Origin of the sequence: Burkholderia sp. AcTa6-5 (assembly GCF_017815075.1) — a bacterium.
Classification (GTDB): domain Bacteria; phylum Pseudomonadota; class Gammaproteobacteria; order Burkholderiales; family Burkholderiaceae; genus Burkholderia; species Burkholderia sola.
Genome location: NZ_JAGIQE010000001.1, coordinates 656,802 through 683,431, shown reverse-complemented (window position 1 = coordinate 683,431; position 26,630 = coordinate 656,802). Strand labels below are relative to the sequence as shown.

Here is a 26,630-nt window from a genome sequence, read left to right as displayed (position 1 = left end):
TGATATCAACGCTGCGCTGAACATTCTCCGATGCGGACGTGCATCGCCAGGTGTGGGAATCTTCCGCCTTTAGGCGGAGGAGGACGTCAATGCGTGCGTCGCGTACACGCATCGGCGCGGCAAGGTTCGGCACCGGTTGTTCAGGCAACTATCCGACCACTCGACCTTTACCGCACCGCTGAACTGCTTTTCGTACGCGTTCTCGTCGGTGCCGACCACGCCGTTTCTCGACACCTATCATTTTCCGGAGCTCGCGGTGCTGCAGCGCGAATGGCGCACGTTTCGCCGCGAAGCGCTCGCGTTGCGCGACGCGAGCCGGATCAAGGCGTCGGGCGAGTACAACGACATCGGCTTCAATTCGTTCTTTCGCCGCGGCTGGAAGCGGTTCTACCTGAAGTGGTACGACGCGCCGCATCCGTCCGCGCAGGCGTTGTGTCCGCGCTCGGTCGAGATCCTGGCGCGGATGCCGTCGATCAAGGCGGCGATGTTCGCGCAGTTGCCGCCGGGCGGGAAGCTCGGCCTGCATCGCGATCCGTATGCGGGCTCGCTGCGCTATCACCTCGGGCTCGATACGCCGAACGACGATGCGTGCCGGATCGTCGTCGACGGCGAAGCGTACGCGTGGCGCGACGGCGACGCCGTGATGTTCGACGAGACGTACCTGCACTGGGCCGAAAACCGCACCGCGCACGATCGCGTGATCCTGTTCTGCGACGTCGCGCGCCCGATGAAATATCGCTGGGCGCAGCGCATCAACGATGCGGTCGGGCAACTGCTGATGCGCGCGGCTGCGTCGCCGAATGAAACCGGTGATCGCACGGGCGGGCTCAATCGCGCGTTCCGGTACCTGTATGCGATTCGCCGCGCCGGCAAGCGGCTGAAGGCGTGGAATCGCACCGTGTACTACATCGTCAAGTGGCTGCTGTTCGGCGGGATCGCGGTCGCGATTTTCTGGATCTGACGACGGGCGAGAGTGGGCGGTTGCTTTCCGTCTGACGATAGCGCGCGGCCTCGCACGGGCCGACGGCCTTGCGCCGCCGTCAATGCAACCAAATGTATTCGTGCGAGATCAACGTGCATTGGCCGCGTATGATGGCTTGTTCACATCGATAGGTCGGTGAGCAAGCATGACGAGTACCCGTAAAACCATGATCATCGCCGGCGGGCTCCTGGTCGCCGCGGCCGGCACCGCGTACGTGATGCTCCTGCGCGCGGACCACCGTGCGATCGAAGACGCCGGCATCGCCGATTCGGCCGCACCCGTTGCCGCGGCGTCCGCGGGCAGCGATCACGCGGTGCAGGGCGCGATCGCGCCGCCGGGGCCGGCTGCTGCGACGGTACCGAAACAGGCGGCTGTCGCGGCACCAATAGCACCAGTCGCACCAACACCCGCGCCGGCCCCGACCGCGCGCGTCGCCGCCGCGCCTGCGCCGGCCCCCGCGGTCCCGGTCGTCAGCGACAAGCCGCAACTCGTGACGAAGCCCGCTGCGCCGCCGCCGAAGGTCAATGTCGTAACGGTGGATGCGCAGGATTCGACCCCACCGGCACCGGCCCCGGCCCCGGCCGCGAAATCCGCTCAGTTCATGCCACCCGCGCAGGTCACGCAACGCGCGCCGCGCAAGCGCGACGGCCTCGAACGCCACGCCACCGCCGCGCCGCCGGCCGCGACGAAATCCGAAACGCCGGAGACCGCCGCGCTCGTCAGGGAATCGGCGAAGCTCGATCCGTCGTTGCCGCCGCCGTCGATGTCGTCGATCTCTTCGATGCCGGCGAGCACCGGTTCGTACCGGCAGGGCGGTTCGTCGTCCGGCGCGAATCCGGTGGCGGCCGCGATGACCGAGCAACTGGTCAGGCAGTCGAGCAGTTTCAAGTCGACGGCGCCTGCGCCGGCGGACGGCGGCCCGAGCGCGACCAAGTAACCGCGAACGCCTTCGGCATAAAAAGCGCCCCGCACGCCGACCAAAGCATGCGGGGCCAAGAGAGACAAACTTTAATGTCGTCGGGGCTGACGTCCGTCAGGCGGCGACCGCTTCCTCGGCTTGCGGCTGCGCGGTCGTCACGGGCGCGGCCACGTCCTGCCGGATCAGGTGGTCGAATGCGCCGAGCGACGCCTTCGCGCCTTCGCCGACCGCGATCACGATCTGCTTGAACGGCACCGTCGTCACGTCGCCGGCCGCGAACACGCCCGGCACCGACGTCGCGCCGCGCGCATCGACGACGATCTCGCCGTGCTTCGACAGTTCGACCGTGCCTTTCAGCCATTCGGTGTTCGGCACGAGGCCGATCTGCACGAACACGCCTTCGAGCTCGATGCGCTGCGTGTCGCCCGAGCGCAGATCCTTGTACACGAGCCCGTTCAGCTTGCTGCCGTCGCCGGTCAGCTCCGTCGTCTGCGCCTGCGTGACGATCGTCACGTTCGGCAGGCTGCGCAGCTTGCGCTGCAGCACCTCGTCCGCGCGCAGTTGCGTGCCGAATTCGATCAGCGTGACTGCCTTCACGATGCCGGCGAGGTCGATCGCGGCTTCGACGCCCGAGTTGCCGCCGCCGACCACCGCGACGCGCTTGCCCTTGAACAGCGGGCCGTCGCAGTGCGGGCAGTACGCGACCCCGCGGTTGCGGTATTCGCGCTCGCCCGGCACGTTGATTTCGCGCCAGCGTGCGCCGGTCGCGAGGACGATCGTCTTCGCTTTCAGCACCGCGCCGTTCGCGAGGCGGATCTGGTGCACGTCGCCGGGAATCAGCGCGTCGGCGCGCTGCACGTCCATGATGTCGACGTCGTATTGCTTCACGTGCTGTTCGAGTGCGGTCGCGAACTTCGGCCCTTCGGTTTCCTGCACCGACACGAAATTCTCGATCGCCATCGTGTCCAGCACCTGGCCGCCGAAACGCTCGGCCACGACACCCGTCGCGATCCCCTTGCGTGCCGAGTAGATCGCCGCGGCCGCGCCTGCCGGGCCGCCGCCGACGATAAGCGTGTCGAACACCGGCTTGTTTTCGAGCGACTTCGCCGCGCGTTCGCTGGTGCCCGTGTCGAGCTTCGCGAGGATTTCCTTCACGCTGCTGCGGCCCTGGCCGAACGATGCACCGTTCAGGAACATCGTCGGCACGGCCATGATCTGGCGCGATTCGACTTCATCCTGGAACAGCGCGCCGTCGATCGCGACGTGGCGGATGCGCGGGTTGATCAGCGACATCACGTTCAGCGCCTGCACGACTTCGGGGCAGTTCTGGCACGACAGCGAGAAATACGTTTCGAATGCGTAGTCGCCGTCGAGCGCGCGAATCTGTTCGATCACGTCGTCGTCGAGCTTGATCGGATGACCGCCCGTCTGCAGCAGCGCGAGCACGAGCGACGTGAATTCATGGCCCATCGGAATGCCGGCGAAGCGGATGCCGGCCGGCTTGCCGGGTTCGCCGATCGAGAACGACGGCTTGCGCTCGGCGTCGTCGCGGCGTTCGGCCACGGTCACGCGATCCGTCAGCGACGCAATCTCGTTCAGCAGCGCCAGCAGTTCCTGCGATTTCGCGCTGTCGTCGAGCGAGGCGGCGAGTTCGATCGGGCGCGTGATCTTTTCGAGGTACGCTTTGAGTTGGTTCTTGAGATTGGCGTCGAGCATGGCGTTTCGGATTCCGTATTGATGATGCTGGTCGGGCACGTCGTGCCGGAGGAGGGCGCGGGCCGCGCGAGGCCGCCCGTGGTGACGCGTGTCGCGCGCCTCGTGCGAGGCGCGCTGCGACCCTTAGATCTTGCCGATCAGGTCGAGCGACGGGGTCAGCGTTTCCGCGCCCGGCGTCCACTTGGCCGGGCACACCTCACCCGGGTGAGCGGCGATGTATTGCGCGGCCTGGACCTTGCGCAGCAGTTCGCCTGCGTCGCGGCCAATGCCGTTGTCATGGATTTCGCACAGCTTGATCTCGCCTTCCGGGTTGATCACGAACGTGCCGCGCAGCGCCATCCCTTCTTCCTCGATCAGCACGTCGAAGTTGCGCGACAGCGTGAGCGTCGGGTCGCCGATCATCGGGTATTTGATCTTGCCGATCGTGTCCGACGTGTCGTGCCAGGCCTTGTGCGTGAAGTGCGTGTCGGTCGACACGCCGTAGATTTCGACACCCAGCTTCTGGAATTCCGCATAACGGTCGGCGAGGTCGCCCAGTTCGGTCGGGCAGACGAACGTGAAGTCGGCCGGGTAGAACACGACGACGGACCACTTGCCCTTGAAGTTCTCTTCCGAGACGGGCACGAATTCGCCGTTGTGGTAAGCGGTTGCCTTGAACGGCTTGATTTGGGTGTTGATGATCGGCATCTGGACAATTCCTTTTCGTCAGGGGTGAGTGGAGTGTTGCCAGTATCCGGGTTCACCCTGAACTTGTGAAATTGCTTGTTTCAATCCGGGGCATCGGGATTTTCTATCTGCTTCCGGCCCTTGATTGGCGGGGGCGGGCGGGGGATGCATTGGGTGGGCAGGGGCGGCTGTACATGTCGTCACCATTCCGAGCGCAGGTCCTCCTGACTGGCGATCTCGCGCCCCTTCCATAGACCGAACACATTGTTGACAAGTGTGTGTTCGTGTCGCGCGATATAGGCGTCGATGGCGTCGCCGATGATCTCGGCGCGGGAGCGGTTCCTGGCCGCTGCGATGAGGCTCAACGCGGCATGCTGGTCATCCGACAGATCGATCGGGATCGTGCGCATTGCAATCTCCATGACTTGATGCATCCATCATCGATATGCGGTTGCGCAAATGCAAGGTCGCCGCCGATCCGAAGCGAATACCGCTTCGCGGTTCGGTCGGCGGGACACGCGCCGCTCAAATCCCCGCCATCTTCCGCAACCACGCCGCCAGCCGCCGCGCGCCGTCCGGCATGTCCGCGTCCTCGCGCGTGCACAGGTAGTAGTCGCGCCCGTCGTCGAGCGCGTGATCGAACAGTTGCACGAGTTCGCCGCTCGCCAGTTCGCGCTGGACCAGCGGCGCGCGCAGCAACGCCGCGCCGAGATCCGCGCGGGCGGCGCTCAGCGTGAGCTGCCCATCCTCGAACATCGGCCCCACCGCGTGCGACACGTGCCGCACGCCGGCGCCCTGCAGCCAGTTGACCCACGTGCTGCGATCCTCGTCGTGCACGAGCGGCGCGCGCGCGAGATCGGCCGGCGTGCGGAACGGCCCGTGACGCTTCAGGAACGACGGGCTGCACATCGGCACCATCGCGCCCGGCAGCAGCCGCTCGCAGCGATAGCCGGGCCAGTCGCCGGTGCCGAAACGGATCGACAGGTCCGACGCATCGCTTCGGTAATTGCGGTGATGCGCGTACAGCACCGTGACGTCGACATCGGTGTTGTCGGCCAGGAACGCGTGCAGCCGCGGGATGAACCAGCCGATGCCGAGCAGCGGAATCAGGCTGACGGTGATCTGGCGCAGCGACGAACGGTCGCGCACGAAGCGCGTCGCGCTGCGCAGCACCGAGAACGCCGCGCTGATCGACCGGTAGTAGTCGCGTCCCTCGTCGGTGAGCGCGAGCAGACGGCCTTCGCGTACCGTCAGCGGCGTCTGGATGAACGCGTCGAGCAGTTGCAGCTGATGGCTGACCGCCGACGGCGTGATGTCGAGCTCGCTGGCCGCCGCGGTGACCGACCCGAGACGCGCAAACGCTTCGAACGCACGCACCGCACGCAGCGGTGGATCGTGCGGCAATTGTTCGATATTTTTCATGTATCGAATTTTATCGAAAAATCAGGGTAAGCGACAACACAAAAATATCCCGTATTTACAGGGTGATACGTTAATGTGTCGGGAATGGCATAAGCATCCAACAATTGGGTATTTGGGGTTTGGATGTCGAATATTTAATATTTTTCATGTTTCAGATCCAACCGACCGATCCCCGCACATGAAAATCGCTTTCCTCTCCGTCAGCCTCGCCTTCTCGGCGGCCGCCCTGGTCGCTACCGTTCCCGCGTCCGCGCAGTCCGCGCCGCAGACGGTCCTGATCGGTCTCGCCGCGCCGCTCACCGGCCCGTCCGCGCGGATCGGCAAGGATCTGCAGAACGGCGCGCAACTCGCGATCGACGACGCGAACGCGAAGCATCCGACCATCGGCGGCAAGCCGGTCGTCTACAAGCTCGTCGCGGCCGACGACCAGTCCGACCCGCGCACGGCCGTCGCGGTCGCGCAGCAACTCGTCGACCAGCACGTGATCGGCGTCGTCGGTCACTGGAACACGGGCTGCAGCGTGCCGGCGTCGCGCGTGTACCGCGATGCGGGCATCCCGCAGATCGCGCCGGCGTCCACCGGCCATCAATACACGCAGCAGGGCTACGCGACGGCGTTCCGCATCATGGGTCACGACGATGCCGGCGGCCATTTCACCGGTGCGTACGCGGTGAAGACGCTGAAGGCGAAGCGCATCGCGGTGATCGACGATCGCACGTCGTTCGGCGCGGGGCTGGCCGATCAGTTCATCAAGGGCGTGCAGGCGAACGGCGGCACGATCGTCGATCGCCAGTACGTGAACGACAAGACGACCGACTTCAGCGGCGTGCTGACCGCGATCAAGGGCAAGCGCGCGGATCTCGTGTTCTTCGGCGGCCTCGACGCGCAGGCCGCGCCGATCGCGCGCCGGATGCGCCAGCTCGGCGTGAACGCGCCGCTGCTCGGCGCGGGTGGTTTCGTGAGTCAGACCTTCCTGTCGCTCGCGGGCAAGGACGGCGACGGCGTGACGGCGCTCGAACCGGGCCTGCCACTCGACCGGATGCCGGGCGGCAAGGCGTTCGACACGCAATACCAGGCACGCTTTCATGCGCCGATCGAATTGCATGCGCCGTTCGCGTACGACGCGGCCGCCACGCTGATCGCGGCCGCGCAGAAGGCCGGTACGACGCAGCCGGCGAAGCTGGTCGCGGCCGTTCGTGCGGCAGATCGACCGGGCGTGACCGGGCGCATCGCGTTCGACGCCGAAGGCAACCTGAAGGACCCGGCTTTCACGATCTACCAGGTGCGAGGCGGCAAGTGGGCCGTCGTCGACGTGCTCGGCGGCTCGCGCACCGCGGCCAGGTAACGACAAAACGACAATAACCAGGACGATTCCCATGACAGAAGCGAACCCGACATCCGCCGCCGCTCCCGAGGACACGCGCCTCGGGATCCTCGCGCGGCGCCGCATCGAAGCGGAAATCATCAAGCCGATCTACGAGATCATGAAGCGCGAATTCGGCACCGAGCGCGCGCAGGCCGTAATCGCGGAAGCCGTGCGCGGCGCGGCCATCGACGCGGGCCGTACGTTCGCCGCGCAGGAGCCGGACGGCACGAGCGTGAAGTCGTTCATCGCGCTGCAGGTGCTGTGGGAGAAGGACGATGCGCTCGACGTCGAGGTGCGGCGCGCGGACGACGCGCACTACGACTACGACGTGCATCGCTGCAGTTACGCTCAGATGTATCACGCGATGGGGCTCGGCGAGATCGGCCACCTGCTGAGCTGCGCGCGCGACAGCCATTTCATCCAGGGCTATGCGCCGGACATTGCGCTCACGCGTACGAGCACGATCATGCAGGGCGGCAAGCGCTGCGATTTCCGCTATGCGCTGCAACGCGCGCCGGAGAACGGCGATGCGTGACGATACCGATATGGCGAGCGTGCCGCGCGTCGACGGCGAACGCCTGTGGGCGTCGCTCGAACGGATGGCGCAGATCGGCGCGACGCCGAAGGGCGGCGTCTGCCGTCTCGCGCTGACCGATCTCGATCGCGAGTCGCGCGACCTGTTCGTGCAGTGGGCGCGCGATGCCGGGTGCGCGGTGCGCGTCGATCGGATGGGCAACGTGTTCGCGCGCCGTGCGGGCCGCAATCCGGACGCCGCACCGGTGATGACGGGTTCGCACGCCGATTCGCAGCCGACCGGCGGCCGCTACGACGGCATCTACGGCGTGCTCGGCGGGCTCGAAGTCGTGCGCGCGCTGAACGATGCGGGGATCGAGACCGAACGCCCGATCGACGTCGTGATCTGGACCAACGAGGAAGGCTCGCGCTTCGCGCCGGCGATGGTGTCGGCCGGCGTGTTCTCGGGCGTCTATACGCTCGACTACGGGCTGTCGCGCACCGACGGCGCGGGCCGGACGATCGGCGAGGAGCTCGAACGGATCGGCTACGCGGGCGCGGAGCCGGTCGGCGGCTATCCGGTGCACGCGGCGTACGAACTGCACATCGAGCAGGGCGCGATTCTCGAGCGGGCCGGCAAGACGATCGGCGTCGTGACGGCCGGGCAGGGACAGCGCTGGTACGAGGTGACGCTCACCGGGGTCGACGCGCACGCCGGTACGACGCCGATGGCGTTCCGTCGCGACGCGCTGGTCGGCGCGGCGCGGATGATCTCGTTCATCGACGTGCTCGGCCGCCGTTACGCACCGGATGCGCGCGCAACGGTCGGGATGATCGAGGCCCGGCCGAATTCGCGCAACACGGTGCCGGGCGGCTGCTTCTTCACGGTGGAATTCCGTCACCCCGACGATGCGGTACTCGACGAACTGGACGCGGCGCTGCGCGCGGAGCTTGCGCGCGTGGCGGAGGAAACCGGCCTCGGCGCGCAGATCGAGCAGATTTTCACGTATGCGCCGATACCGTTCGCGCTGCGCTGCATCGATGCGGTGCGTGACGCGGCCCGGGCGCTCGGGCTGTCGCACATGGATATCGTGTCCGGCGCGGGCCACGACGCGTGCTATGTCGCGCGTGTCGCGCCGACCGGGATGATCTTCGTGCCGTGCGTCGACGGGCTGAGCCACAACGAGGCCGAAGCGATTACGCCGGAATGGGCGACGGCCGGCGCCGACGTGCTGTTGCGCGCGGTGTTGCAGAGCGCGCAGGAAGCATAAGCGCGACGCGCGCGGCCGAGCAGCGGCGCGCCCGCGTTACTTCGCTGCCTTGCGCCGCGCCCTATACGCGAGATACGCGACGATCTGGTCGAGTTCGCGGTCGCTCAACTGATCGGGCGGAAACGCCGGCATGCTGCGGCCCGGCCAGTCGCGCACCGACGCCGGATTGCGGATGTAGCGGCGCAGCGCGGCGGGCTGGAAGTAGTCGACCGGGTTCATCGGCGTGTTCAGATCGGGGCCGGCGTGGCTGCTGCCCGCGCCGTCGATGCGGTGGCACGCGAGACATTGCGTGACGAACAGACGCTGGCCCGCACGGGCCGGATCGTTCGCGGGCAATGCGGTGTCGACCGCGAGCGACGGCCAGCGCGCGAGCGGCGACGATTCGATCGTGATGCGCACGATCTGGTACGGCCACTGCTCGCCGCGCACCGACGACGCGTCCGGGCCGAGCCAGACGAGATAGAACGGCCCCGCGCTGACCTGCTTGCCGGGTAGTTTCGGCCACGGACGGGCCGGATCCTCGATCGCGAGCCACGGGGTCGCGCCGGCCGGCGCGCGGCGGCGCACGAGATCGAGCGGCAGTTGCGCGGCGAAGCCGTCGGCCGCGCGCGTTTCGAGCACACCGTCGTCCGGCAGCGGCGTGTCGCCGAGCAGCGCGGCGAACGGCACCGCGCGGAACGTCATCGGGCGGCCGTATGCGATGTCGCGCGGCACGTGGATGTCGGCCGCGTCGGCGCGTGCGAGCAGCGTCTGGCGGGTGACGGCGCGGGCCGTGCCGTCGGTGTCGAGTTCGAGCGTGGACTGGGCCGACGCATGTTGCCCGAGCAGGCAAACCGTCAGCAGCACAAGCGAAAACCACTGGCGCTTCAGCATTCGTTCTCCGGGAAGGGGCGTTCCGGCGGCGGCAGGAGGCGGGGCGCCGCGGCCGATGGAAGGAATCGGGCGACAGTCTATCCGGTACGCGCGGCGCTGGCGAATTCGGCAGAGGAAAGGCGCGGCGGTCGCGGTCGGACAGGCCCGCGACAGCGCGCCCGACTACCGGGTTGGCGGGGTGGTGTCATAGCGCGGTCCGGACGGAGGGAAGACGAAGGGCTCGCTGGCGACACGCGGCCTGCCCGCGTTCACGACGACATTGCGTTACCGGACCGCCATCAATGATTCGAACACGTCGCTTCGTTTCTCGGCATCGGCGTGTCTTGCTTCGGTTCGAAATCGGCTTCGCGCATTCCCGACGGCGTCAGCGACACGAAATGCATCACCGTGCCGCGCGCCGGGAAGCCGGCGACGCCGGTCGAGCCCCACGGAATCGGTGAGCGCTGCACGCCGCTCACCGCGATGTCCGCCGGCGCGAGCGCGAGGGTCAGCAGCCGGCCGTCGCGGGTTGGCACGTACGCGTGCGTGCCGGAAACGCCGATGTCCGATTCGCGCACCGACGCGGGCAGGCAGTCGAGCGTCGCCGTGCGGCGGCCGTCCGGTGCGATCAGCATCGCGACGCCGCGATCGTCCGCCGCCGTCGTGACGACGATGAAACGGTCGATGTCCGGCACATAGGCGGCCGAATACACGTAGTACTGGATCGCGCCGTTCAGCGATCCGAACGTTTCCAGCTTCGCGGCGACCGGGTCGAACATCGCGTATTCGAGCGTCGCGTCCGTGCTGCCTTCGATGAACTTCTGCCACACCAGCAGCGCGTTGCGCGGCGAGCCCGCGATCACGGGCCACCACTCGCGGCGGTGCGGCGCGACCGCGACATGGTTCAGCACGTGCCCGGCCGCGTCGTAGGTTTTCAGGTAGACGCCGTTGCCGCTGCCGAGGTTGTCGACCCCGCCGCCGTTGACCCAGTCGGCCGAATAGAACACGACGAAGCGGTCGCCGACCGTCGCGACGTGCCCCGAATGGCCGCCCGATTCGACGTCGTTCGGATAGGGCTTGATCGGCTTCAGGTCGCGGCGGTAGACGCCGTAGCGCTGGCTGACTTCCTGCGACGTGTTCCAGCCGTCCTCGAACGTGACGAAGATGTCGCCGCGCGCGTTCTGCGCGATCGACACGGGTTCCTGCGCCTCGGGGCGGCTGATGAACGTGCGGACGCGCAGCGCGCGCCGCTTGTCGGGCAGCCATTCGCCGACGTACACGTCATGCGGCCAGTTGCCGCTGCGCAGCGCACCGCGCGGCACGATGCCCGAGCTGCTGAAGAATACCCAGCGTTTGCCGTCGCCCGCATCCGCCACGCCGATGCCGTGCATGAAGCGCCGCGGGTCGCCGGTGTCCTGCGGCGACGGGGCGCTCGACACGGTGACCGTATGCACGGCCGGCGCGCCGGCGAGGGCCGGCAAGCCTGCGCCGACGCCGCCCGCGCCGCAGAGCACGGTCGCGGCCAGCCGCATGACCGCCTGTCCCGCGCGCGTTCGCCGCGTCATTCGACGGTCACCGATTTCGCGAGGTTGCGCGGCTTGTCGACGTCGGCGCCGCGCGCGCAGCCGACGTGATACGCGAGCAGTTGCAGCGGGATCACGTTGACGATCGGCGACAGCAGGTCGCCCGATTCGCGCACGCGGATCAGGTGCGTGTCGCGGTCGGCGTCGATCTCGAGCTGATTGCCGGCCAGCACGTAGAGCCGGCCGCCGCGCGCGCGCACCTCGGCCATGTTGGACTTCAGCTTCTGGAACAGGCGGTCGTCCGGCGCGATCGTGACGACCGGCATCGCGCTCGTGACGAGCGCGAGCGGCCCGTGCTTCAGCTCGCCGGCCGCATAGCCTTCCGCGTGGATGTACGACACTTCCTTGAGCTTCAGCGCGCCTTCCAGCGCGATCGGGAAATGGATGCCGCGGCCGAGGAACAGCGCATTCTCGGTGCGCGCGAATTTCGCGGCCCAGCCCATGATCTGCGTTTCCAGCGCGAGCGCGTGGCCGATGCGGTCCGGTAGCGCGCGCAACTGCTTCAGATGCGCCGCGACTTGCGCGGCATCGAGCCGGCCGCGCAGTTGCGCGAGCGTCAGCGTCAGCACGAACAGCGCGACGAGTTGCGTGGTGAACGCCTTGGTCGACGCGACGCCGAGTTCGATGCCGGCCCGCGTCAGGAACCGCAGCGGCGCGTTGCGCGCGATCGTGCTGGTCGCGACGTTGCAGATCGCCAACGACAGTGCCTGGCCCATCGCGCGCGCCTGCTCGATCGCGCCGATGGTGTCGGCCGTTTCGCCCGACTGCGAGATGCCGACGACGAGCGTGCGCGGATCGGCCACCGTATCGCGGTAGCGGAATTCGCTGGCGATCTCGACCTGGGCGGGCACGCCCGCGATGCTTTCGAGCCAGTATTTCGCGGTCAGGCCCGCGTAGTAGCTGGTGCCGCAGCCGAGCAGCAGCACGCTTCTGACCCGCGACAGCAGCGCGCGCGTGCCTTCCGTCGCGTCGAACAGCGCCGGCGAGATCGTGTCGATGCCGTCGAGCGTGCTGTCGATCGCCTTCGGCTGCTCGAAGATTTCCTTCTGCATGAAATGCTGGTACGGGCCGAGCGCGGCGTCGTCCGCGCGCGCCTTCACTTCGCACAGCGGGCGCCGCGCGTCCTGCCCGCCCGCGTCGACCACGGCGATGCGCTCCGGCGTGATCAGCGCGACGTCGCCGTCCTCCAGGTACACGAAGCGGTCGGTCAGGTCGCCGAGCGCCGCGCAGTCGGACGCGAGGTAGTTCTGCTCGGCGCCGATGCCGATCACGAGCGGCGAGCCGGCGCGCGCGGCGACGAGGCGCTGCGGCTCGCGCGCGCCGAGCACTGCGATCGCGTACGCGCCGTGCAGCCGTTTGACGGCGCGCACCACCGCGTCGAACAGGTCGTCGCGATAGAAACTGTGGATCAGGTGCGCGATGACCTCGGTGTCGGTCTGTCCGCGAAACGTGTAGCCGCGTTGCTTCAGTTCGGCGCGTAGCGTGTCGTGGTTCTCGATGATTCCGTTGTGCACGACGGCGATCGTGTCGCCCGACATGATCGGGTGTGCGTTCATTTCAGACGGCGCGCCGTGCGTCGCCCAGCGCGTATGCGCGATGCAGGTCTGTGCTTCGAGACCGAGCGTCAGCACGCGATCCTGCAGATCCGTCACGCGTCGCAGCGTGCGTTCGCTGCGCAGGCGGCCGTCGCCCTGCACGGCGATGCCGCACGAATCGTAGCCGCGATATTCGAGCCGGCTCAGCGCATTGACCAGTTGCGGCACCTGATTGTTCAGGCCGCTTGCTCCGACGATTCCGCACATGATTCACCTCGTCTCCATGAAGTTTTCCGGCTGGCGCGCGACGCGCGCCGGCGCGATGTCAGAAGCGGCGCCGCGTCGCGCGGCAGGCGTCGCGCCCGGCGCGGCACGTCTCCGGCGGGCTATTCGCGGGGCTGCGGCCCGGCATGGGCGACCCATTCGATGCCCGAAATCGACCCGTTCGCATCGTGCGACGCGACGAGAATGCGCGTCGTGCGCCGCGCGCCGCGCCGGCGCTCGCTCGCGAACGCGGTCGGCGGCACGGAGCGCACCTTCACGCTGGCCGAGCGCCGCATCATCTTCGATACGCGTAACCGATAGGCGAATGGATGCACGACGCGTCCCGCGATCAGCCACATGACGATCGTGCCGGCGATCAGCGCGATGCTCGTCACGTAGAACACGATCTGTTCGATCGGCATCTCGGCCTCGTTGAACGGCAACAGGTAGCGATACGTGTAGATGCAGATCGATGCCCATACGCCCCCGACCAGCGCGGGCCGCACGAGGCGGAACCACGCGACGAGCACGGGCCCGACGATGCTGCCGCGTTCGGCGATCATGTCGCGCGGTGCGCGCAGGGAAAGGTCAATAATCGGCGCGTTCTTCATGTTGAATGCCTCGGTCGGGACTGACCCAAACGGCGCGCTTGCCGCGGCCCCGCAGTACGACGGCGGGCAGGGCGACGACAGTGGTGATCATGCTGATCAGCCAGAACGCGACGGGGTACCAGATGGTGTCAAGGAAGTACATCAGGAGTTTTTCGTCGTAACGACGATCGATCATGCTGCCGATGATCAGCTGCAGGATGCAGGTCGCGACCAGCAGCATCCCGTGCCAGTGCGGCACCACGGACACATGCCAGTTCGGCGGAAGCGGGTAGACGACGTCGATCAGCGCGAGCAGCAGGATGAACGACATCGAGTACGCCCATGCGATGCCGATCAGGTACTCGACGAACAGCGGCCACATCATCATTTGCGTCGGCCGCATCAGCGTGCCCGCGTACTTGAGCAGCACCTGGATGCCGCCCTTCGACCAGCGCAGCCGCTGCCGGTAGAGCCCCTTGATCGTCTCGGGCATCAGGATCCAGCTGAGCGCGTGCGGCTCGTACACGACGCGCCAGTCGCGGCACTGCAGCTTCCAGCTGATGTCGATGTCCTCGGTCAGCATGTCCGAGCTCCAGTAGCCGACGTCGGCGAGCGCGGTCTTGCGGAACATCGTGATCACGCCCGACACCGTGAAGATGCGGCCGTACACCTGCTGCGTGCGCTTGATCAGCCCGACGATCGACGAGAACTCGCCGACCTGCATGCGGCCGAGCAGCGACGTGCGCGTGCGGATGCGCGGGTTGCCGGTCACCGCGCCGACGCCCGGGTCGGTCAGGAAGTGCTCGAGCATCCAGCCGATCGCGTCGTGCGCGAGCAGCGCGTCGCCGTCGATGCACAGCAGGTACTCCGCGTTCGACACGGCCGCCGCGGTCGTGAGCCCGACCGCCTTGCCTTCGTTGCGCGCGTGATGGATCACGAGCAGCCGCGGAATCTCGACGGCCAGCTCGTTGAGGATCTCGCCGGTGCGATCCTTGCTGCCGTCGTTGACCGCGATGATGTCGTAGTTCGGATACTGCATCCCGTTCAGATGCGCGATCACGCTGCGCGCGTTCGCGGCTTCGTTGAAGCAGGGCACGACGATCGAGACCTTCGGGATGCCGCTCGACGCGATCGTGCGCGTCGACAGCTCGCGGCCCTCCTCGAGCAGGAAGTAGTGCACGACGCCGCCGATCATCCACAGATACGACATGAAGAACGGATAGTAGAAGACGAAATCCTGCAGGCGCTGGATGAGGCTATGGGAGGTCATGGCGTCTTGGTTCCCTGCGCGTGCTGCATCTGCATCAGCGCGTTGATCGAGGTCGGGTCGAGGCGCGACTTCAGCGACATCACGTCGCGCATCGCGTCGAGCTCCGGCTGGCCGTTCAGGAAGTTGTCGGGGTAGTAGCCGAAATTCACGGCGCCCTCGCTGCGCAGCCGCCGCATCTGCGCGAGCAGCGTGCTGGCGGGCACGGCCTTCTGCGCGTGCCAGTCGTACGACTGCAGTTCGAACACGGTGCGCTGCAGCCCGCGCTGCTTCGTGCGCACCGCCTTCACGAGTTCGTCCAGCCAGCCTTCCGGGTCCTTCGCCTGCTCCATGTACGGCATCGCCATCAGCGCGACGTAGTCGTAGGCGGCGAGGAAATCGTCGTAGTTCTGCGCATACCATGCTTCCGATTCGGGCTTGAGCACCGGCATCGCGAAGATGTTGCGCGCGGTCAGCACGTCGCCGACGTTCTGGTGAGCCAGCACGATCTGCTCGAGCTGCCGGGTCATGTCGATCAGGTGGCGCGTCTTCTGGCGCGTCCAGCGCTTCATCAGGTCGGGGTTCTCGCGGATCTTGCCGACGTCGGCCGGCAGCCCCCATTGGGAATAGATGCGCAGCGCATGCCGGCCCGCGTCCTCGTAATCGTCGAGCGCCGCGTCGTCGCCGAACAGGATGCCGCTGAACGACGCATGCTTGCTGAGATCCTCGTAGATCTGCTGGATCATCAGCCGCGCATCAGGATCGAACGGGCTCAGCCGGAACACGCGCGTGCCGTTCTCGCGGGCCGGCGCGCCGCCGAATGCCGTGACGGCCTCGAGGCTGCGCTGCTTGTCGGCAGGCGGCCGGAACGCGAGCACCGGCATCCATGCATACACCTGCACGTTGGCGCGCGTATTGAGTTGCCACGCGGCACGCGAGAACAGGTCGGAACGCATCGGCAGGTGCCGGTTCGGGAAATACACTGCTTCGGCCACGCCGGTGCCCTTCGGGTCCGCATACGCCTGCAGGTACACCGATTTCGGCTGCATCCGGTAGATGCGCTCGATCAGCTTGCCGAGATTCGCTTCCTGTCGCGCGGGATCGGGATCGTAGACCTGGTCGAGGTCGACCTGCACGGTGCGCTCGGGCACGTCGACGTCGCCGCGGTTCGACGCCGGTTCGCGCATCGAGCGCTCGAACCCGCCGATGTCGACGTCGTACATCATCAGGATCCGTCTCAGCCGATCGAGCGGCACGTCCGGCGTATTCGGGCCGGCGTCGAGGCTGAACTGGATGTCCATGCCGAGCGACGTCGAGATCTGGCGCACGGGCTGGTTTTCCGCGCCGTACGGCCACACCATCGAGCGTGCGACGATGCCGGTGCGTTCGCGGATCTGCCGCACGCTCGTCTGCAGGTCGTCGTGCACGCGTGCGTGGAACTCGGCGTCGGTCTCATAGCGCTTCTGGTCTTGCAGATAGAGGTGCGACGTGGTCGCCGGCAACTCGTTGCCTTGCGGATTGGCGATCGCGCCGTGATGGAGATTGTGCGTGTGGCAGCCGAGCTCGACGAATTCCGACTGCCCGAGCTTCTTCACCTCGTCCCACGACAGGAAGTAGTCGCGCGGCACCTGAACCTTGTCGCTGATGCGGATCGGCGTATCCGGCGGCGTGTCGATCCATGCGGTGACGAGGCCCATCACGGCCGGATACTTGAAGCGCTCGAGCAGCGGCAGCACTTTCGTATAGTGGCTGCGGAAGCCGTCGTCGAACGTGAGCAACACCGAGCGCGGCGGCAGCGGCTTGCCGCCGTGCCGCGACGCCTCGATCTGCTTGACCGTGATCGTGTGGTAGTTGTTGGTCTGCAGCCACGAGAAGATCGCGGTCAGCGTGCCGGTGTCGACCGCGAACGGATCGATGATGGCCGTCTGCGACGAAAACGACGCCATCAGGTTGTCGCGCACGTCGTGCATGCAGATCACGCGGAACGTCTTGCCGTCGGCCGGATCGGACGGCGGCAGCAGGTCGATCATCTTGGCGCCGGTCACGCCCGGAAACAGCGAACAGGCGGCAAACGTGCCGAGGCATCCGCACATGAAGGTCCGTCTGGATTGCAGCATTGCCCGATCTCCTTGCTAGAACGGCAGGTTGAGCGACAGGAAGCCGGTTTCGGAGCGCTCGCGCTGGCCGTCGTATGCGTGACTGCTGACCTCGACGCCGTAGCTCAGCGTGATGTCGTGCTTGAACGTCCACGCGTGCTCGAGGCGCGCGCTCCACAGCGGGCTGGTGCCGAAGCCGCGCTCGTTGTACACGCCGCCCGACACCGACACGCGCTGTTGCAGCCCCACGTCCCCCTTCTTGAACAGCGTCAACTGATGCATCACGGTCGCGGCGGCCGCGTAGTCGCGACCGGGGCTGAAGTAGGGCGCGTCCCGGCGCGTGTTGCTGTCGGTACCGAGGTTCAGCGAGACGTTGACGAGCTGGTTCGCAGCCGTGTACACGCGCTGCGTGGCGGTCGCCGCGATCTCCTGGTGGAAGTTCGAATCGCTGTAGCGGCTCACGCCGTAGCTCAGCCTGACCTGGCGTCGGTCGTTCTGGCGATACACGACCTCGACGTTCGCGGAGCGGCCCCAGATGTGCGCGGCATACGCCTTCCACGGCAGCGAGTTGTCGTTGGTGTCGAGCCCGGCGCTGACCGTCCAGTAGTCGTTCAGCGCGTACGCGATCGTCCCGCGGCCGCCGGTTCGACCGTCCCCGCCCATCGAGCGCGTGACTTCGCCCAGCACCGTGAGCGGCCCATGCCGGTAGTCGCCGCCGATGCCCGTGCGCGTGCGGCTGAGGTTGCCGTCGTCGGTCTGCGCGAAACCGTAGAACGTGTGCGAAAACACGCGCCAGTTGTCGCCGAATGGTTGCGAATACACATAGCTGTCCGACGTGAAGCTGTTGTTGGCCAGTGCGCTGTTGCCGTGCTCGAAGCTCAGGTCGGTCGTGAACACCGGGCTGCGGTACGCTTTGTAGTCGCGCTTGAAGCCGCGCACGGCGCCGCTGTCCGGGAACGTGTTGCCGAGCGTCTGGTCGACGGTCTTCGCGGTCGCGTAGTCGTCCGCCACGAGCGACGCGCGGCCGAGGCCCGCGAGCATCTCGACGCTGTCCGGGTGATCGGTCAGCGACGCGCGATACATCGAGATCGCCTGGCGCGGATGCGACTGGCCCGATACGGCGTCGGCGTGCGCGGCTCGGATCTCCGCGTTGAACGGCACCTGCTTCTCGAGTTCTTCGAGCGCGGCAATCCCCTGGTCGACGTGTCCGGTGAAGATCAGGTACTGCGCGCGCAGCCGGTAGTAGCGCAGATAGTCGCTTTCTCCGGGACCGACGTTGGTCACCTGCTTGACCGGCGGCAGCGACTTCTCCATGTCGTCGAGCACCTGCTTCGCTTCGGGCGCACGCGCCTGGTCGACGTACGACCAGAACAGCCCTTCGCGCAGCTCGATCGGCTGCGTGCGGGCGCCGTACTGGAAGCCGCGGGTCGCGCGATCCGTCGGCGACGCGGTCGCCTGCTGCAGCGCACGCGCGTAGACGGCGTTCGCCTTGGCCGGCTCGCTCAGGTACAGGTAGGCGTCGCCGACGGCCGCCAGCGCGTCGATCGAGATCTCCGCATTCGACGGAATCGTCTCGAACGTCGCGACGGCCGGCTTCATGTCGCCGCGTGCCGCAAGGGCGACGACCCGATCGCCCGCGAGCGCCGTGCGGACCGGCGTGTACTCGGGTGTGGCCGGCATCCGCTTGTCGAGGTCGTCGGCCGCGCGCAGCGCGTTGTCGAGCCCGTCGAAGCGGTCCGAACTCGTCATCGAGCGCGACTTGTCGCGTCCGCCGCGCACCTGCTGGCGAATCGACAGTTCTTCGAGTTGTGCGATGTCGACGGCGGAGAACGCATCGGGGCGGGCCTTCGCTTCGTCGAGCGCCTTGACCGCGCCGCCGCTCGTCGCGAGGCCGAACACGTCGTTGCGGACCGTCGCGACGTCGGCGGTGCGCAGATTCGGCGCCTGCGCATTGGGCGCCTCTACGTCGGGTCCTTGCGATCGCTGGATCGGCTCGCCGGGGAGCTGCGCGCCGGGTGACTGTGAAGTCGGTTGCCGGGACGACGGCGGCTCGGCGCCGGCGGGCTGGGTCATGGGCGTGGGCGAATTCGGCATCGGCGTGCCGGACGCCTGCGCGGTGAGCGTCGGCGTAGTCGGTGGTGCGGGCGGTGCGGGCGGTGCGGCGGTCGCGGTTTGGGCGGGCGGCTGCGGTGCATCCGACGTCTGCGCGCGTGGCGCCGACGTATCCGGCGGCGCGGTGTCGACGAATGCCTGCGCAAGCAGCATCGGCGCATTCGACGATGGCCCGCTCGGCTGCGCCGCATCGGGGTCCACCACGACCGTGGTCGGCATCGCCGGGTTCGATCCCTGCGCGATCTGCATCGACGTATCCGACGCCTGCGCGATCGGCGTCGGCGCTTGAGGGGGCTGCGTACCGGAACCCTGGGCGACCTGCGGCTGCGCGTCGCCTTCGCCGGCAAGGCACGGGCCGGACGCGACGAGCAGGCACAGCAGCGGCGCATGCAGGAGGATCCGCCGGGTCGGCGGAACGACGGTGGTGCATTGTTGTTGACGATTGTTAGCCACGGTGTCTCCTCACTTTGAAACGATCACATCGGTTGCACGCCCGACGGCGCGCGTCGCCGGCCGTGATGCCGGCCGTCATGCCGCCGGGCGGCAAGGCCCGACGACATCCGGCCCGCTCACAAGCGGTTGCGGATCGCTTGTCCAAGCAGCGCGCGCGATTCGCTGTTCTTCGGATCGATGGCGAGTGCACGGCTCGCGTTTTGCTCCACACAGCTCCATTCGTCGATCTGTGCGCACCAGCGCGCCTTGGCCAGCGCGCGGGCGCCTTCCAGCTCATCGTGTGTGACGCTGGTCGCTTCCATGTGCGACGCGCCGGCGAGATACGATTGCGGTTGCTGTTTCGGCACGGGGTCGGGGTGTTTTCTCGTGCGCGCCAGCGCCTGTGAACGGGATGTCCGGTGCGCGTCGCCGGCGCGCGCCGTGCGCCTGGCGGCCGACGCGGCGTGCGGCTCGGCCGCGAGCTTCGTCGCCGGCACATGCGCGGGGCGCATGGGTTTCACGTCGGAACGGGCCGTCGTTTGCGGCGGTACGGGCGGCTCGGCCGCGGCCGACATGGCCGGCGTCGCCGAGGCAGACGGCGGAATCGGCCCGGCCCGCGCGACCGTCGCCGTCGAGCCCGCGGGCGCCGCGGTGCCGGACGCGCCGCCCGTTGCCGCCACGATGAACTCGCGGTACTTGCCGGCGGCGTTTTCGATCACGCCGGCGATATCGTGCGTCACGCTCGCATGGCCGATCCTCGCGTCTCGCTCGACATACGCGAAGGCACCGAAGATCGCGGCAAATGCGGCGACGCTGAGCGCCGCATTCTTTCCCGGACCCCACGAGGGTTTCGGCTCACGGGCGGGCGAGTCGTCCGGTCGTTCTGCACGAGGCATTCAAGGCTCCTTGATTCGATACGTTCGACGAATGACGCGATCGGCGCGACGCTCACCATCGCAACTGCGTCGTGAGCGTGCCCGTCTCGACGATCGCGAACTGGGTTGCTCCCTGATAGGTCCCTTCGACCCGGTAGCTCGCATCCGGCACGCTGAACAGGCAGCGCGATCCCGATGCATTGAATTCGACGAGCACGCGCCCATGCCGGCGCAGGCGCACCTGCACGTTGGAGAGCGGCTGTCCGGTGCTCTCCGACAGGAAAGACACGCCCAGGTTGTACGGGCGTCCGTCAGGCGGAAGCGGCGCGGTACCGTCGATCCGCGCGTCACCGCAGATATACGAAATCACGTACCGGTTCGCCCCCGGCCCGGACGCCGGCGACGAAGCCGCCGGTGTCTGGGCCATGACGTTCATGCAGAGCGTGGAAAGCACGGCGCTCAGGAAAGGGCGAGCATGTTGTCGAAGCGAGGGTGACATTGCAATCTCCCGTCCAGACGCGATGACGCGCATCGACGCCGAGTCGAATTTGCCAACGTTCTTTTTGCGACAAGCTATTGATACACGATGGTTTTTGAACCAACAACTGCGTGTGGCCCGAATGGGACGAAGGGAAAGATCCTATCTAAACAGGATAAGGACGGATTGGTGAGGATTTCTTAATTCTGAATAAAGTCGAGAATTCCGAACATGGAAATTGCTCGTCGGTAGCGATGATCGAGCACGCTTTGAATCACGTCGGAGGTATCGATTTTCGTGCCGAAAAATAACGACTGATAAAAGAAACTATTGCACCTGTATTCAAGGCGAATCGATGAAGGTCCGAGTACAGGTGGCGGATTGTGAAATAAGGGTGCGACGTTTTTGATCATCCCGGCAGTTACAGGTAAATGGAAACTTGTGTAACAAGGTATTTCTGCCTGGAAAATCTGGCTGAATATTCTTACTTAATACCGAAAACAGTAAAAAATACGATGTGAATTCGCAAACGTTTGCGTTTTCCGCAGATCGATTACAGGTCTGCAAGGGATTTTATGGTGTCGGACGGGATTATCGATTGCTATTGAAACCACGCGCATTCGCGCCGTGGGCGCTCACGGCGCGAATGCGCGATCAGCGGCTGCCGCCCGCGCTTCGCCGCGCGCTGCGCATCGCCGGCGCGGCCGCCTCTTCGGTGCCGATCGCGCCGTCGAGCGCCGTGCGCGGCCGGTTCATGATGTAGGCCCACAGCTGTTCGGCCGCGAGCCCGCGCTTGCGCGCCGATCGATACAGGCGGATTTCGAGTTCGGTGATCCAGTCGCCGGCGCCCGCGCACACGAGCGTGCCGTCCACGAGCTCCTTCGCGACACAGCTTTCCGGCAGCCAGCCGATGCCATGCCCGGCCACGACCATGCCTTTCAGCGCCTCGGACATGTGCGTCTCGAAACACCGGTGCAGCACGTACGGCTCGGTCGCATTCAGCAGCAGCATCTCGACGATGTTGCCGAGAAACGCGCCCGACGAATACGCGAGCAGCGGCAGCGGCGCGTCGGGCGTGCCGGGCAGCTGGAACACCGGCTTGCCGCGCGCGTCGGGCGACGACACCGGCAGGATCCGCTCGACGCCGAGGCTGACGAACGGGAAGTGGTTCGGATCGAGCACGATCGGCAACTGCGGGTGGTGATAGCCGAGCAGCAGGTCGCATTCGCCTTCGACCAGTTGCTGCACGCCCTCCGGCACGTTCACCGCATTGACGCGGGCCGTGACGTGGCCGACCTCGCTATTGAGCTGCTTGAGCCATTCGGGAAACAGCGTGAACACGAGCGTGTGCGCGACGGCGAAGCGCACGACCTGGTCGCTCGCCGCGAACTGGTCGTAGCCGTTTACGAGATTGCGCGCCGCATACATGCTGCGCAGGATGTCCGCGGCGAGCCCGCGGAACATCTGGCCGGCGGGCGTCAGCGCGACCGGGTTGATGCTCCGGTCGACCAGCTTCGCGTCCATCCAGGTTTCGAGGGCGGCGATTCGTCTGCTGAACGCCGACTGCGTCAGGTGCCGGTGACGCGCGGCCCGGGAAAAACTCTTGGTATCCGCCAGGCTCAGGAAATCTTCCAGCCACTTTGCTTCCATTTCGATCTTCGCTTTTTATAGTCGGGCGCCTGAAAGGCGGCGCCGTCTGCTGCACCAACGTTCTAGCGTACCGCGCATCGCGCCGGTCGGGCCGATGTTTTTTTTCGATCGGTGTCAGTCGAAATATGCATGGGCGTTGTCGGCGGGATTACGGCTGCATAGCGTTGAGGGGCCGGACCGGTTAACCGGACAGTTCACCGCGTTAGACTGTCCCGGCCGCCCGGACGGCACTTCCCCAGGGCCGGCTGCGCCGTGTGCGTGCCGGCCCGCCCCGTTCACGGTCGTTCCGGGGGCCCGGCTCGCCGTTTTTGGTGCAGTGCAGATTGCACATTCGTGACACGCGGGGGAACTATGTTCGTTGGACGCGGCGCAGCATCGGCCGTGTGCGCTCGCGGCGCACCGCCAGCGCCCGTCGCGCCCGACGTTGCACCGTTATGGTGCGCAATGCCGCGCAGGCGTGCCTGCACGGCGCAAAACAGGGGGATATCGAAGGGATCGAGCAAGGCACGTTCCTTGCAAAGCAATCAGTACGCCGGTCCGGCATGCGCAATGCCGGGGAAAACGATCGATGGAGAGAAGATCGATGAAGCCATTCGATGAAATGCTGCAATCCGGCGACATGGTGAGGGCGCCTTACGCGCGCCTGAAACAATGGCTCGACACGCAGGATCCTGCGAGCCTCGCCCAGAAGGCCCACGACGCGGAAGGCGTGTTCCGCAAGACAGGCATCACGTTCGCCGTCTACGGCGACGCGGAAGCCGCCGAGCGGCTGATTCCGTTCGATATCGTCCCGCGCATCATCTCGGGTTCGGAATGGAGCCGGCTGTCGCTCGGCATCGAGCAGCGCGTGATGGCGCTGAACGCGTTCCTCGACGACATCTACCACCGCCAGGAAATCGTGCGCGCGGGCATCGTGCCGAAGCACCTGATCGCGCACAACGAGGCGTTCATCCCGGAGATGATCGACTTCCGGCCGCCCGGCAACGTTTACACGCACATCATCGGCGTCGACATCGTGCGCACCGGCGAGAACGCGTTCTACGTGCTGGAAGACAACGCGCGCACGCCGTCCGGCGTGTCGTACATGCTGGAAAATCGCGAAACGATGATGCAGCTTTTCCCCGAGCTGTTCCAGCAGGTGAAGGTGCGCCCGGTCGAAACCTATCCGCAGATGTTGCGCCAGTCGCTCGCGGCCGTGTGCCCGCCGGGCGGCAACGCCGACAACCCGACCATCGCGGTGCTCACGCCCGGCATCCACAATTCCGCGTACTACGAGCATTCGTTCCTCGCCGACCAGATGGGCGTGCACCTCGTCGAGGGCAGCGACCTGCAGGTGATCGACGGCCGCGTCGCGATGCGCACGACCGAAGGCTTCCAGCCGATCGACGTGCTGTACCGCCGCGTCGACGACGCGTTCCTCGATCCGCTGACGTTCCGCCCCGACTCGGTGCTCGGCGTGGCCGGCATCATGGACGTGTACCGCGCGGGCAACATCACGATCGCGAATGCGCCCGGCACCGGCATCGCCGACGACAAGGCGATCTACTCGTACATGCCGGAAATCGTCGAGTTCTACACGGGCCGCAAGGCGCTGCTGGAGAACGTGCCGACCTGGCGCTGCGGCGAGGCCGACAGCCTGAAGTACGTGCTCGCGCATCTCGACGAACTGGTCGTGAAGGAGGTGCACGGCTCGGGCGGCTACGGGATGCTGGTCGGGCCGTGCGCGTCGAAGGCCGAACTCGAGGCATTTTCCGCGAAGCTGCGCGCGCGTCCCGCGAACTACATCGCGCAACCGACGCTCGCGCTGTCCACGACGCCGATCCTGACCGACGCCGGCCTCGCGCCGCGCCACGTCGACCTGCGACCGTTCGTGCTGGTGTCGGACCGGATCCGCATCACGCCCGGCGGGCTCACGCGCGTCGCGCTGCAGGAAGGATCTCTGGTCGTCAACTCGAGCCAGGGCGGCGGCACCAAGGACACCTGGGTGCTGGCCGACTGAGCCGGGCACGACCGCGCGCGCCGGAGCCGGCGCGCGAACCGAACGAAGACGGAGTGGACACGAGATGCTTCTGGGACGTACTGCAAGCGGTCTCTACTGGATGTACCGCTATATCGAGCGCGCGGAGAATATCGCGCGCATCGTCGATGCCGGGCTGCGGATGGCGCTCACGCGCACGGCCGACGCGCCGGCCGAATGGTCGTCGGTGCTCGTCAGCTCGGGCGCGGACGACGGCTATCGGGAGAAATACGACGCGTATGCGGCCGATACCGTGACCGACTACCTGCTGCGCGACCGCGACAACCCGTCGAGCGTGCTGTCGTGCATCGAGGCCGCGCGCTCGAATGCGCGGATGGTGCGCACGGCGCTCACGCGCGAGGCGTGGGAAAGCGTGAACGGCGCGTGGCTCGCGCTGCGCCGCGCGTTCGCGCAGCCGGTGCCGGAAAGCGAGCTGCCGGCCGTGCTCGACCAGGTGAAACGCGAAACCGCACTGATTCTCGGCAGCTTCTACAGCACGATGCTGCGCAACGAGATCTTCGATTTCGCGCAGATCGGCGCATTCATCGAACGCGCGGACAACACCGCGCGGATCATCGACGTGAAATACCACCTGCTGCTGCCGTCGGTATCGCACGTCGGCACGATCCTCGACAACTACCAATGGGAGACGATCCTGCGCTGCGTGGCCGCGCATCGTTCGTACCGCTGGGTGTACGACGTGCAGTACAAGCCCCTGAACATTGCCGACTACCTGATCCTGAACGGCCGCATGCCGCGTTCGCTGCGCTATTGCTACGGGCGCGTCGTATCGAGCCTGAACCTGCTCGCGAAAGATTACGGCGTGACACACCCGTGTCACGACACGGCCACGAAGATCCTGCAAATGCTGTCCGATACGTCGGTCGAGCGAATCTTCAAGAGCGGCCTGCACGAGTTCCTGACCGACTTCATCGGCCGCAACAACAGCCTCGGGCTCGAAATCGCCCAGGCTTACAACTTCGACTGAGACTTGCCATGCGACTCGCCATCCGACACATTTCGCGTTATCAGTTCGACGATCAGGCCACCCACGCGCTGCAACGGTTGCGGCTGCGCCCGCAGTCGGGCCCCGGGCAGACGGTGCGCGCGTGGCAGGTCACGATCGACGGCGTCGAGCCGACGCTGTCTTACGCCGACGGGCTCGGCAACCGGATCGACCTCGTGCGCCACGATCGCGGCGCGAAGGCCGAGATCGTCGTCGTGGCGGCCGGCGTCGTCGAGACGCAGGACCGCTCGGGCATTATCGGGAATCCTGAAGGCTATGCGCCGCCGTGGATCTTCGAGCGCGAAACAGCGCTCACGAAGGCCGGCGACACCGTGCGCGCGCTGACCGACGCGCTGCCGATCGAGCCGCACGGCCTCGACGCTTTGCACTGGCTGATGACGGAAGTGCACGGCCGCATCGCGTACGCGCCGAACCTGGCCGCCGACGCGCCCGTCGATGCGGAAACCGCGCTGCAAAGCGGCGAGGGCACGAGCCGCGACCATGCGCACGCGTTCATCGCGGCCGCCCGCGTGCTGAAGATCCCCGCGCGCTACATCTCGGGCTACGTGCTGGCCGACAGCGCGATGCAGCGCATCGCCGATGCGAAGCAGAATGGGACCGACGTCGAGGACGAGGAAGCGCTCGCGCTGCAGAGCGGCGACGGGATGCAGCAGGTGCTCGGTGCATCGCATGCCGCGCAATCGCAATCGCAAGGGCAATCGCAGTCGCAATCCCAGGGGCAGCCGCACGCGGCGCTCGGCGCGCAGCCGCAAGCCACGGCGCTGATGCAGCAGCCGGCCGGCCATGCGTGGGCGGAGGCCTATGTCGAAGGGCTCGGCTGGGTCGGTTTCGACCCGTTCATGAACCGTTGCCCGGACGAACGCTACGTGCGCATCGCGGTCGGCCTCGACCATCGCGACGCGCAGCCGGTGACGGGGCTCGGCGCGACGGCCGTCGGCGTCGAGATCAGCGTCGTGCAGACGCCGGAACTCGTCTGACCCGCGGCGCGCCTTCGCCGCATCCGCCATGCCGGGCCGCC

The 26,630-nt window shown here is 66.8% G+C and carries 21 protein-coding genes and 1 pseudogene; 8 read left to right on the top strand and 14 right to left on the bottom strand.

What is annotated here, in order from left to right:
* Nucleotides 1–91 precede the first annotated feature (91 nt).
* Nucleotides 92–961 (top strand): annotated as a pseudogene (gene lpxO, locus J8I33_RS02900) (lipid A hydroxylase LpxO); the annotation flags it as partial.
* 166 nt (nucleotides 962–1,127) lie between these two features.
* Entirely contained in the window at nucleotides 1,128–1,919 is a 792-nt protein-coding gene (locus J8I33_RS02895) for an extensin (protein ID WP_209925449.1), read from the top strand.
* Between the two features lie 96 nt (nucleotides 1,920–2,015).
* Here the strand turns inward: J8I33_RS02895 and ahpF are convergent, their stop codons facing one another.
* The 4 genes from ahpF to J8I33_RS02875 all read right to left on the bottom strand — a co-directional run bounded on the left by ahpF (nucleotide 2,016) and on the right by J8I33_RS02875 (nucleotide 5,705).
* On the bottom strand, nucleotides 2,016–3,617 hold the full coding sequence (ahpF, locus tag J8I33_RS02890) for an alkyl hydroperoxide reductase subunit F (RefSeq protein ID WP_209925448.1): 1,602 nt from the start codon (nucleotides 3,615–3,617) through the stop codon (nucleotides 2,016–2,018).
* 123 nt (nucleotides 3,618–3,740) lie between these two features.
* Nucleotides 3,741–4,304, bottom strand: a complete 564-nt coding sequence (gene ahpC / locus J8I33_RS02885; RefSeq protein ID WP_034179823.1) for an alkyl hydroperoxide reductase subunit C — start codon at nucleotides 4,302–4,304, stop codon at nucleotides 3,741–3,743.
* Nucleotides 4,305–4,483: 179 nt separating this feature from the next.
* Entirely contained in the window at nucleotides 4,484–4,693 is a 210-nt protein-coding gene (locus tag J8I33_RS02880) for a ribbon-helix-helix protein, CopG family (RefSeq protein WP_124593766.1), read from the bottom strand.
* Between the two features lie 115 nt (nucleotides 4,694–4,808).
* Nucleotides 4,809–5,705: a LysR substrate-binding domain-containing protein gene (locus tag J8I33_RS02875; RefSeq protein WP_209932925.1), complete on the bottom strand. Its 897-nt coding sequence runs from the start codon at nucleotides 5,703–5,705 to the stop codon at nucleotides 4,809–4,811.
* A gap of 178 nt (nucleotides 5,706–5,883) precedes the next feature.
* On the opposite strand from J8I33_RS02875, the gene J8I33_RS02870 reads away from it, so the two are divergent.
* The 3 genes from J8I33_RS02870 to J8I33_RS02860 are packed head-to-tail and all read left to right on the top strand — an operon-like array spanning nucleotide 5,884 to nucleotide 8,855.
* The gene (locus J8I33_RS02870; RefSeq protein WP_176015364.1) at nucleotides 5,884–7,050 is read left to right on the top strand and encodes a branched-chain amino acid ABC transporter substrate-binding protein; all 1,167 of its coding nucleotides are present in this window, start codon (nucleotides 5,884–5,886) and stop codon (nucleotides 7,048–7,050) included.
* Between the two features lie 31 nt (nucleotides 7,051–7,081).
* Nucleotides 7,082–7,606 (top strand): L-2-amino-thiazoline-4-carboxylic acid hydrolase, encoded by a 525-nt coding sequence (locus J8I33_RS02865; RefSeq protein WP_209925447.1) that lies wholly within the window; start codon nucleotides 7,082–7,084, stop codon nucleotides 7,604–7,606.
* Nucleotides 7,599–8,855: a Zn-dependent hydrolase gene (locus J8I33_RS02860; RefSeq protein ID WP_209932923.1), complete on the top strand. Its 1,257-nt coding sequence runs from the start codon at nucleotides 7,599–7,601 to the stop codon at nucleotides 8,853–8,855. Before J8I33_RS02865 ends, J8I33_RS02860 begins: the two co-directional genes overlap by 8 nt.
* Nucleotides 8,856–8,891: 36 nt before the next feature.
* Here J8I33_RS02860 and J8I33_RS02855 read toward each other — a convergent pair whose 3' ends face one another.
* The 10 genes from J8I33_RS02855 to J8I33_RS02810 all read right to left on the bottom strand — a co-directional run bounded on the left by J8I33_RS02855 (nucleotide 8,892) and on the right by J8I33_RS02810 (nucleotide 22,568).
* Nucleotides 8,892–9,728 carry a cytochrome c gene (locus J8I33_RS02855; RefSeq protein ID WP_124651006.1) on the bottom strand — a complete coding sequence of 279 codons (837 nt, stop codon included), beginning with the start codon at nucleotides 9,726–9,728 and terminating at the stop codon, nucleotides 8,892–8,894.
* Between the two features lie 278 nt (nucleotides 9,729–10,006).
* Complete coding sequence (locus J8I33_RS02850) at nucleotides 10,007–11,272, bottom strand: hypothetical protein (RefSeq protein WP_209932921.1); 1,266 nt, start codon at nucleotides 11,270–11,272, stop codon at nucleotides 10,007–10,009.
* Nucleotides 11,269–13,092 (bottom strand): glutamine--fructose-6-phosphate transaminase (isomerizing), encoded by a 1,824-nt coding sequence (gene glmS, locus J8I33_RS02845; RefSeq protein ID WP_050018020.1) that lies wholly within the window; start codon nucleotides 13,090–13,092, stop codon nucleotides 11,269–11,271. The genes J8I33_RS02850 and glmS overlap by 4 nt, the downstream gene beginning before the upstream one ends.
* Before the next feature lie 119 nt (nucleotides 13,093–13,211).
* Nucleotides 13,212–13,700 (bottom strand): hypothetical protein, encoded by a 489-nt coding sequence (locus J8I33_RS02840; protein WP_050018021.1) that lies wholly within the window; start codon nucleotides 13,698–13,700, stop codon nucleotides 13,212–13,214.
* A complete protein-coding gene (gene pgaC, locus J8I33_RS02835; RefSeq protein ID WP_050018022.1) occupies nucleotides 13,678–14,949 on the bottom strand; it encodes a poly-beta-1,6-N-acetyl-D-glucosamine synthase in 1,272 nt (423 codons plus the stop codon). The genes J8I33_RS02840 and pgaC overlap by 23 nt, the downstream gene beginning before the upstream one ends.
* A complete protein-coding gene (gene pgaB / locus J8I33_RS02830) occupies nucleotides 14,946–17,039 on the bottom strand; it encodes a poly-beta-1,6-N-acetyl-D-glucosamine N-deacetylase PgaB (RefSeq protein ID WP_209932955.1) in 2,094 nt (697 codons plus the stop codon). The genes pgaC and pgaB overlap by 4 nt, the downstream gene beginning before the upstream one ends.
* Nucleotides 17,040–17,057: 18 nt before the next feature.
* Nucleotides 17,058–19,586: a poly-beta-1,6 N-acetyl-D-glucosamine export porin PgaA gene (pgaA, locus tag J8I33_RS02825; RefSeq protein ID WP_209925439.1), complete on the bottom strand. Its 2,529-nt coding sequence runs from the start codon at nucleotides 19,584–19,586 to the stop codon at nucleotides 17,058–17,060.
* A gap of 116 nt (nucleotides 19,587–19,702) precedes the next feature.
* The gene (locus J8I33_RS02820) at nucleotides 19,703–20,461 is read right to left on the bottom strand and encodes a hypothetical protein (RefSeq protein ID WP_209925437.1); all 759 of its coding nucleotides are present in this window, start codon (nucleotides 20,459–20,461) and stop codon (nucleotides 19,703–19,705) included.
* Nucleotides 20,462–20,513: 52 nt separating this feature from the next.
* The gene (locus J8I33_RS02815; protein WP_050018025.1) at nucleotides 20,514–20,939 is read right to left on the bottom strand and encodes a hypothetical protein; all 426 of its coding nucleotides are present in this window, start codon (nucleotides 20,937–20,939) and stop codon (nucleotides 20,514–20,516) included.
* A gap of 633 nt (nucleotides 20,940–21,572) precedes the next feature.
* On the bottom strand, nucleotides 21,573–22,568 hold the full coding sequence (locus J8I33_RS02810; protein ID WP_050018026.1) for a LysR substrate-binding domain-containing protein: 996 nt from the start codon (nucleotides 22,566–22,568) through the stop codon (nucleotides 21,573–21,575).
* 583 nt (nucleotides 22,569–23,151) lie between these two features.
* Between J8I33_RS02810 and J8I33_RS02805 the strand changes: the two genes are divergently transcribed.
* The 3 genes from J8I33_RS02805 to J8I33_RS02795 all read left to right on the top strand — a co-directional run bounded on the left by J8I33_RS02805 (nucleotide 23,152) and on the right by J8I33_RS02795 (nucleotide 26,589).
* Nucleotides 23,152–24,567 (top strand): circularly permuted type 2 ATP-grasp protein, encoded by a 1,416-nt coding sequence (locus J8I33_RS02805; RefSeq protein WP_050018027.1) that lies wholly within the window; start codon nucleotides 23,152–23,154, stop codon nucleotides 24,565–24,567.
* Nucleotides 24,568–24,631: 64 nt separating this feature from the next.
* Nucleotides 24,632–25,573, top strand: coding sequence for an alpha-E domain-containing protein (locus tag J8I33_RS02800; RefSeq protein ID WP_050018028.1), 942 nt, complete (start codon nucleotides 24,632–24,634; stop codon nucleotides 25,571–25,573).
* Nucleotides 25,574–25,581: 8 nt separating this feature from the next.
* On the top strand, nucleotides 25,582–26,589 hold the full coding sequence (locus J8I33_RS02795) for a transglutaminase family protein (protein ID WP_050018029.1): 1,008 nt from the start codon (nucleotides 25,582–25,584) through the stop codon (nucleotides 26,587–26,589).
* The last annotated feature ends 41 nt before the right edge of the window (nucleotides 26,590–26,630 follow it).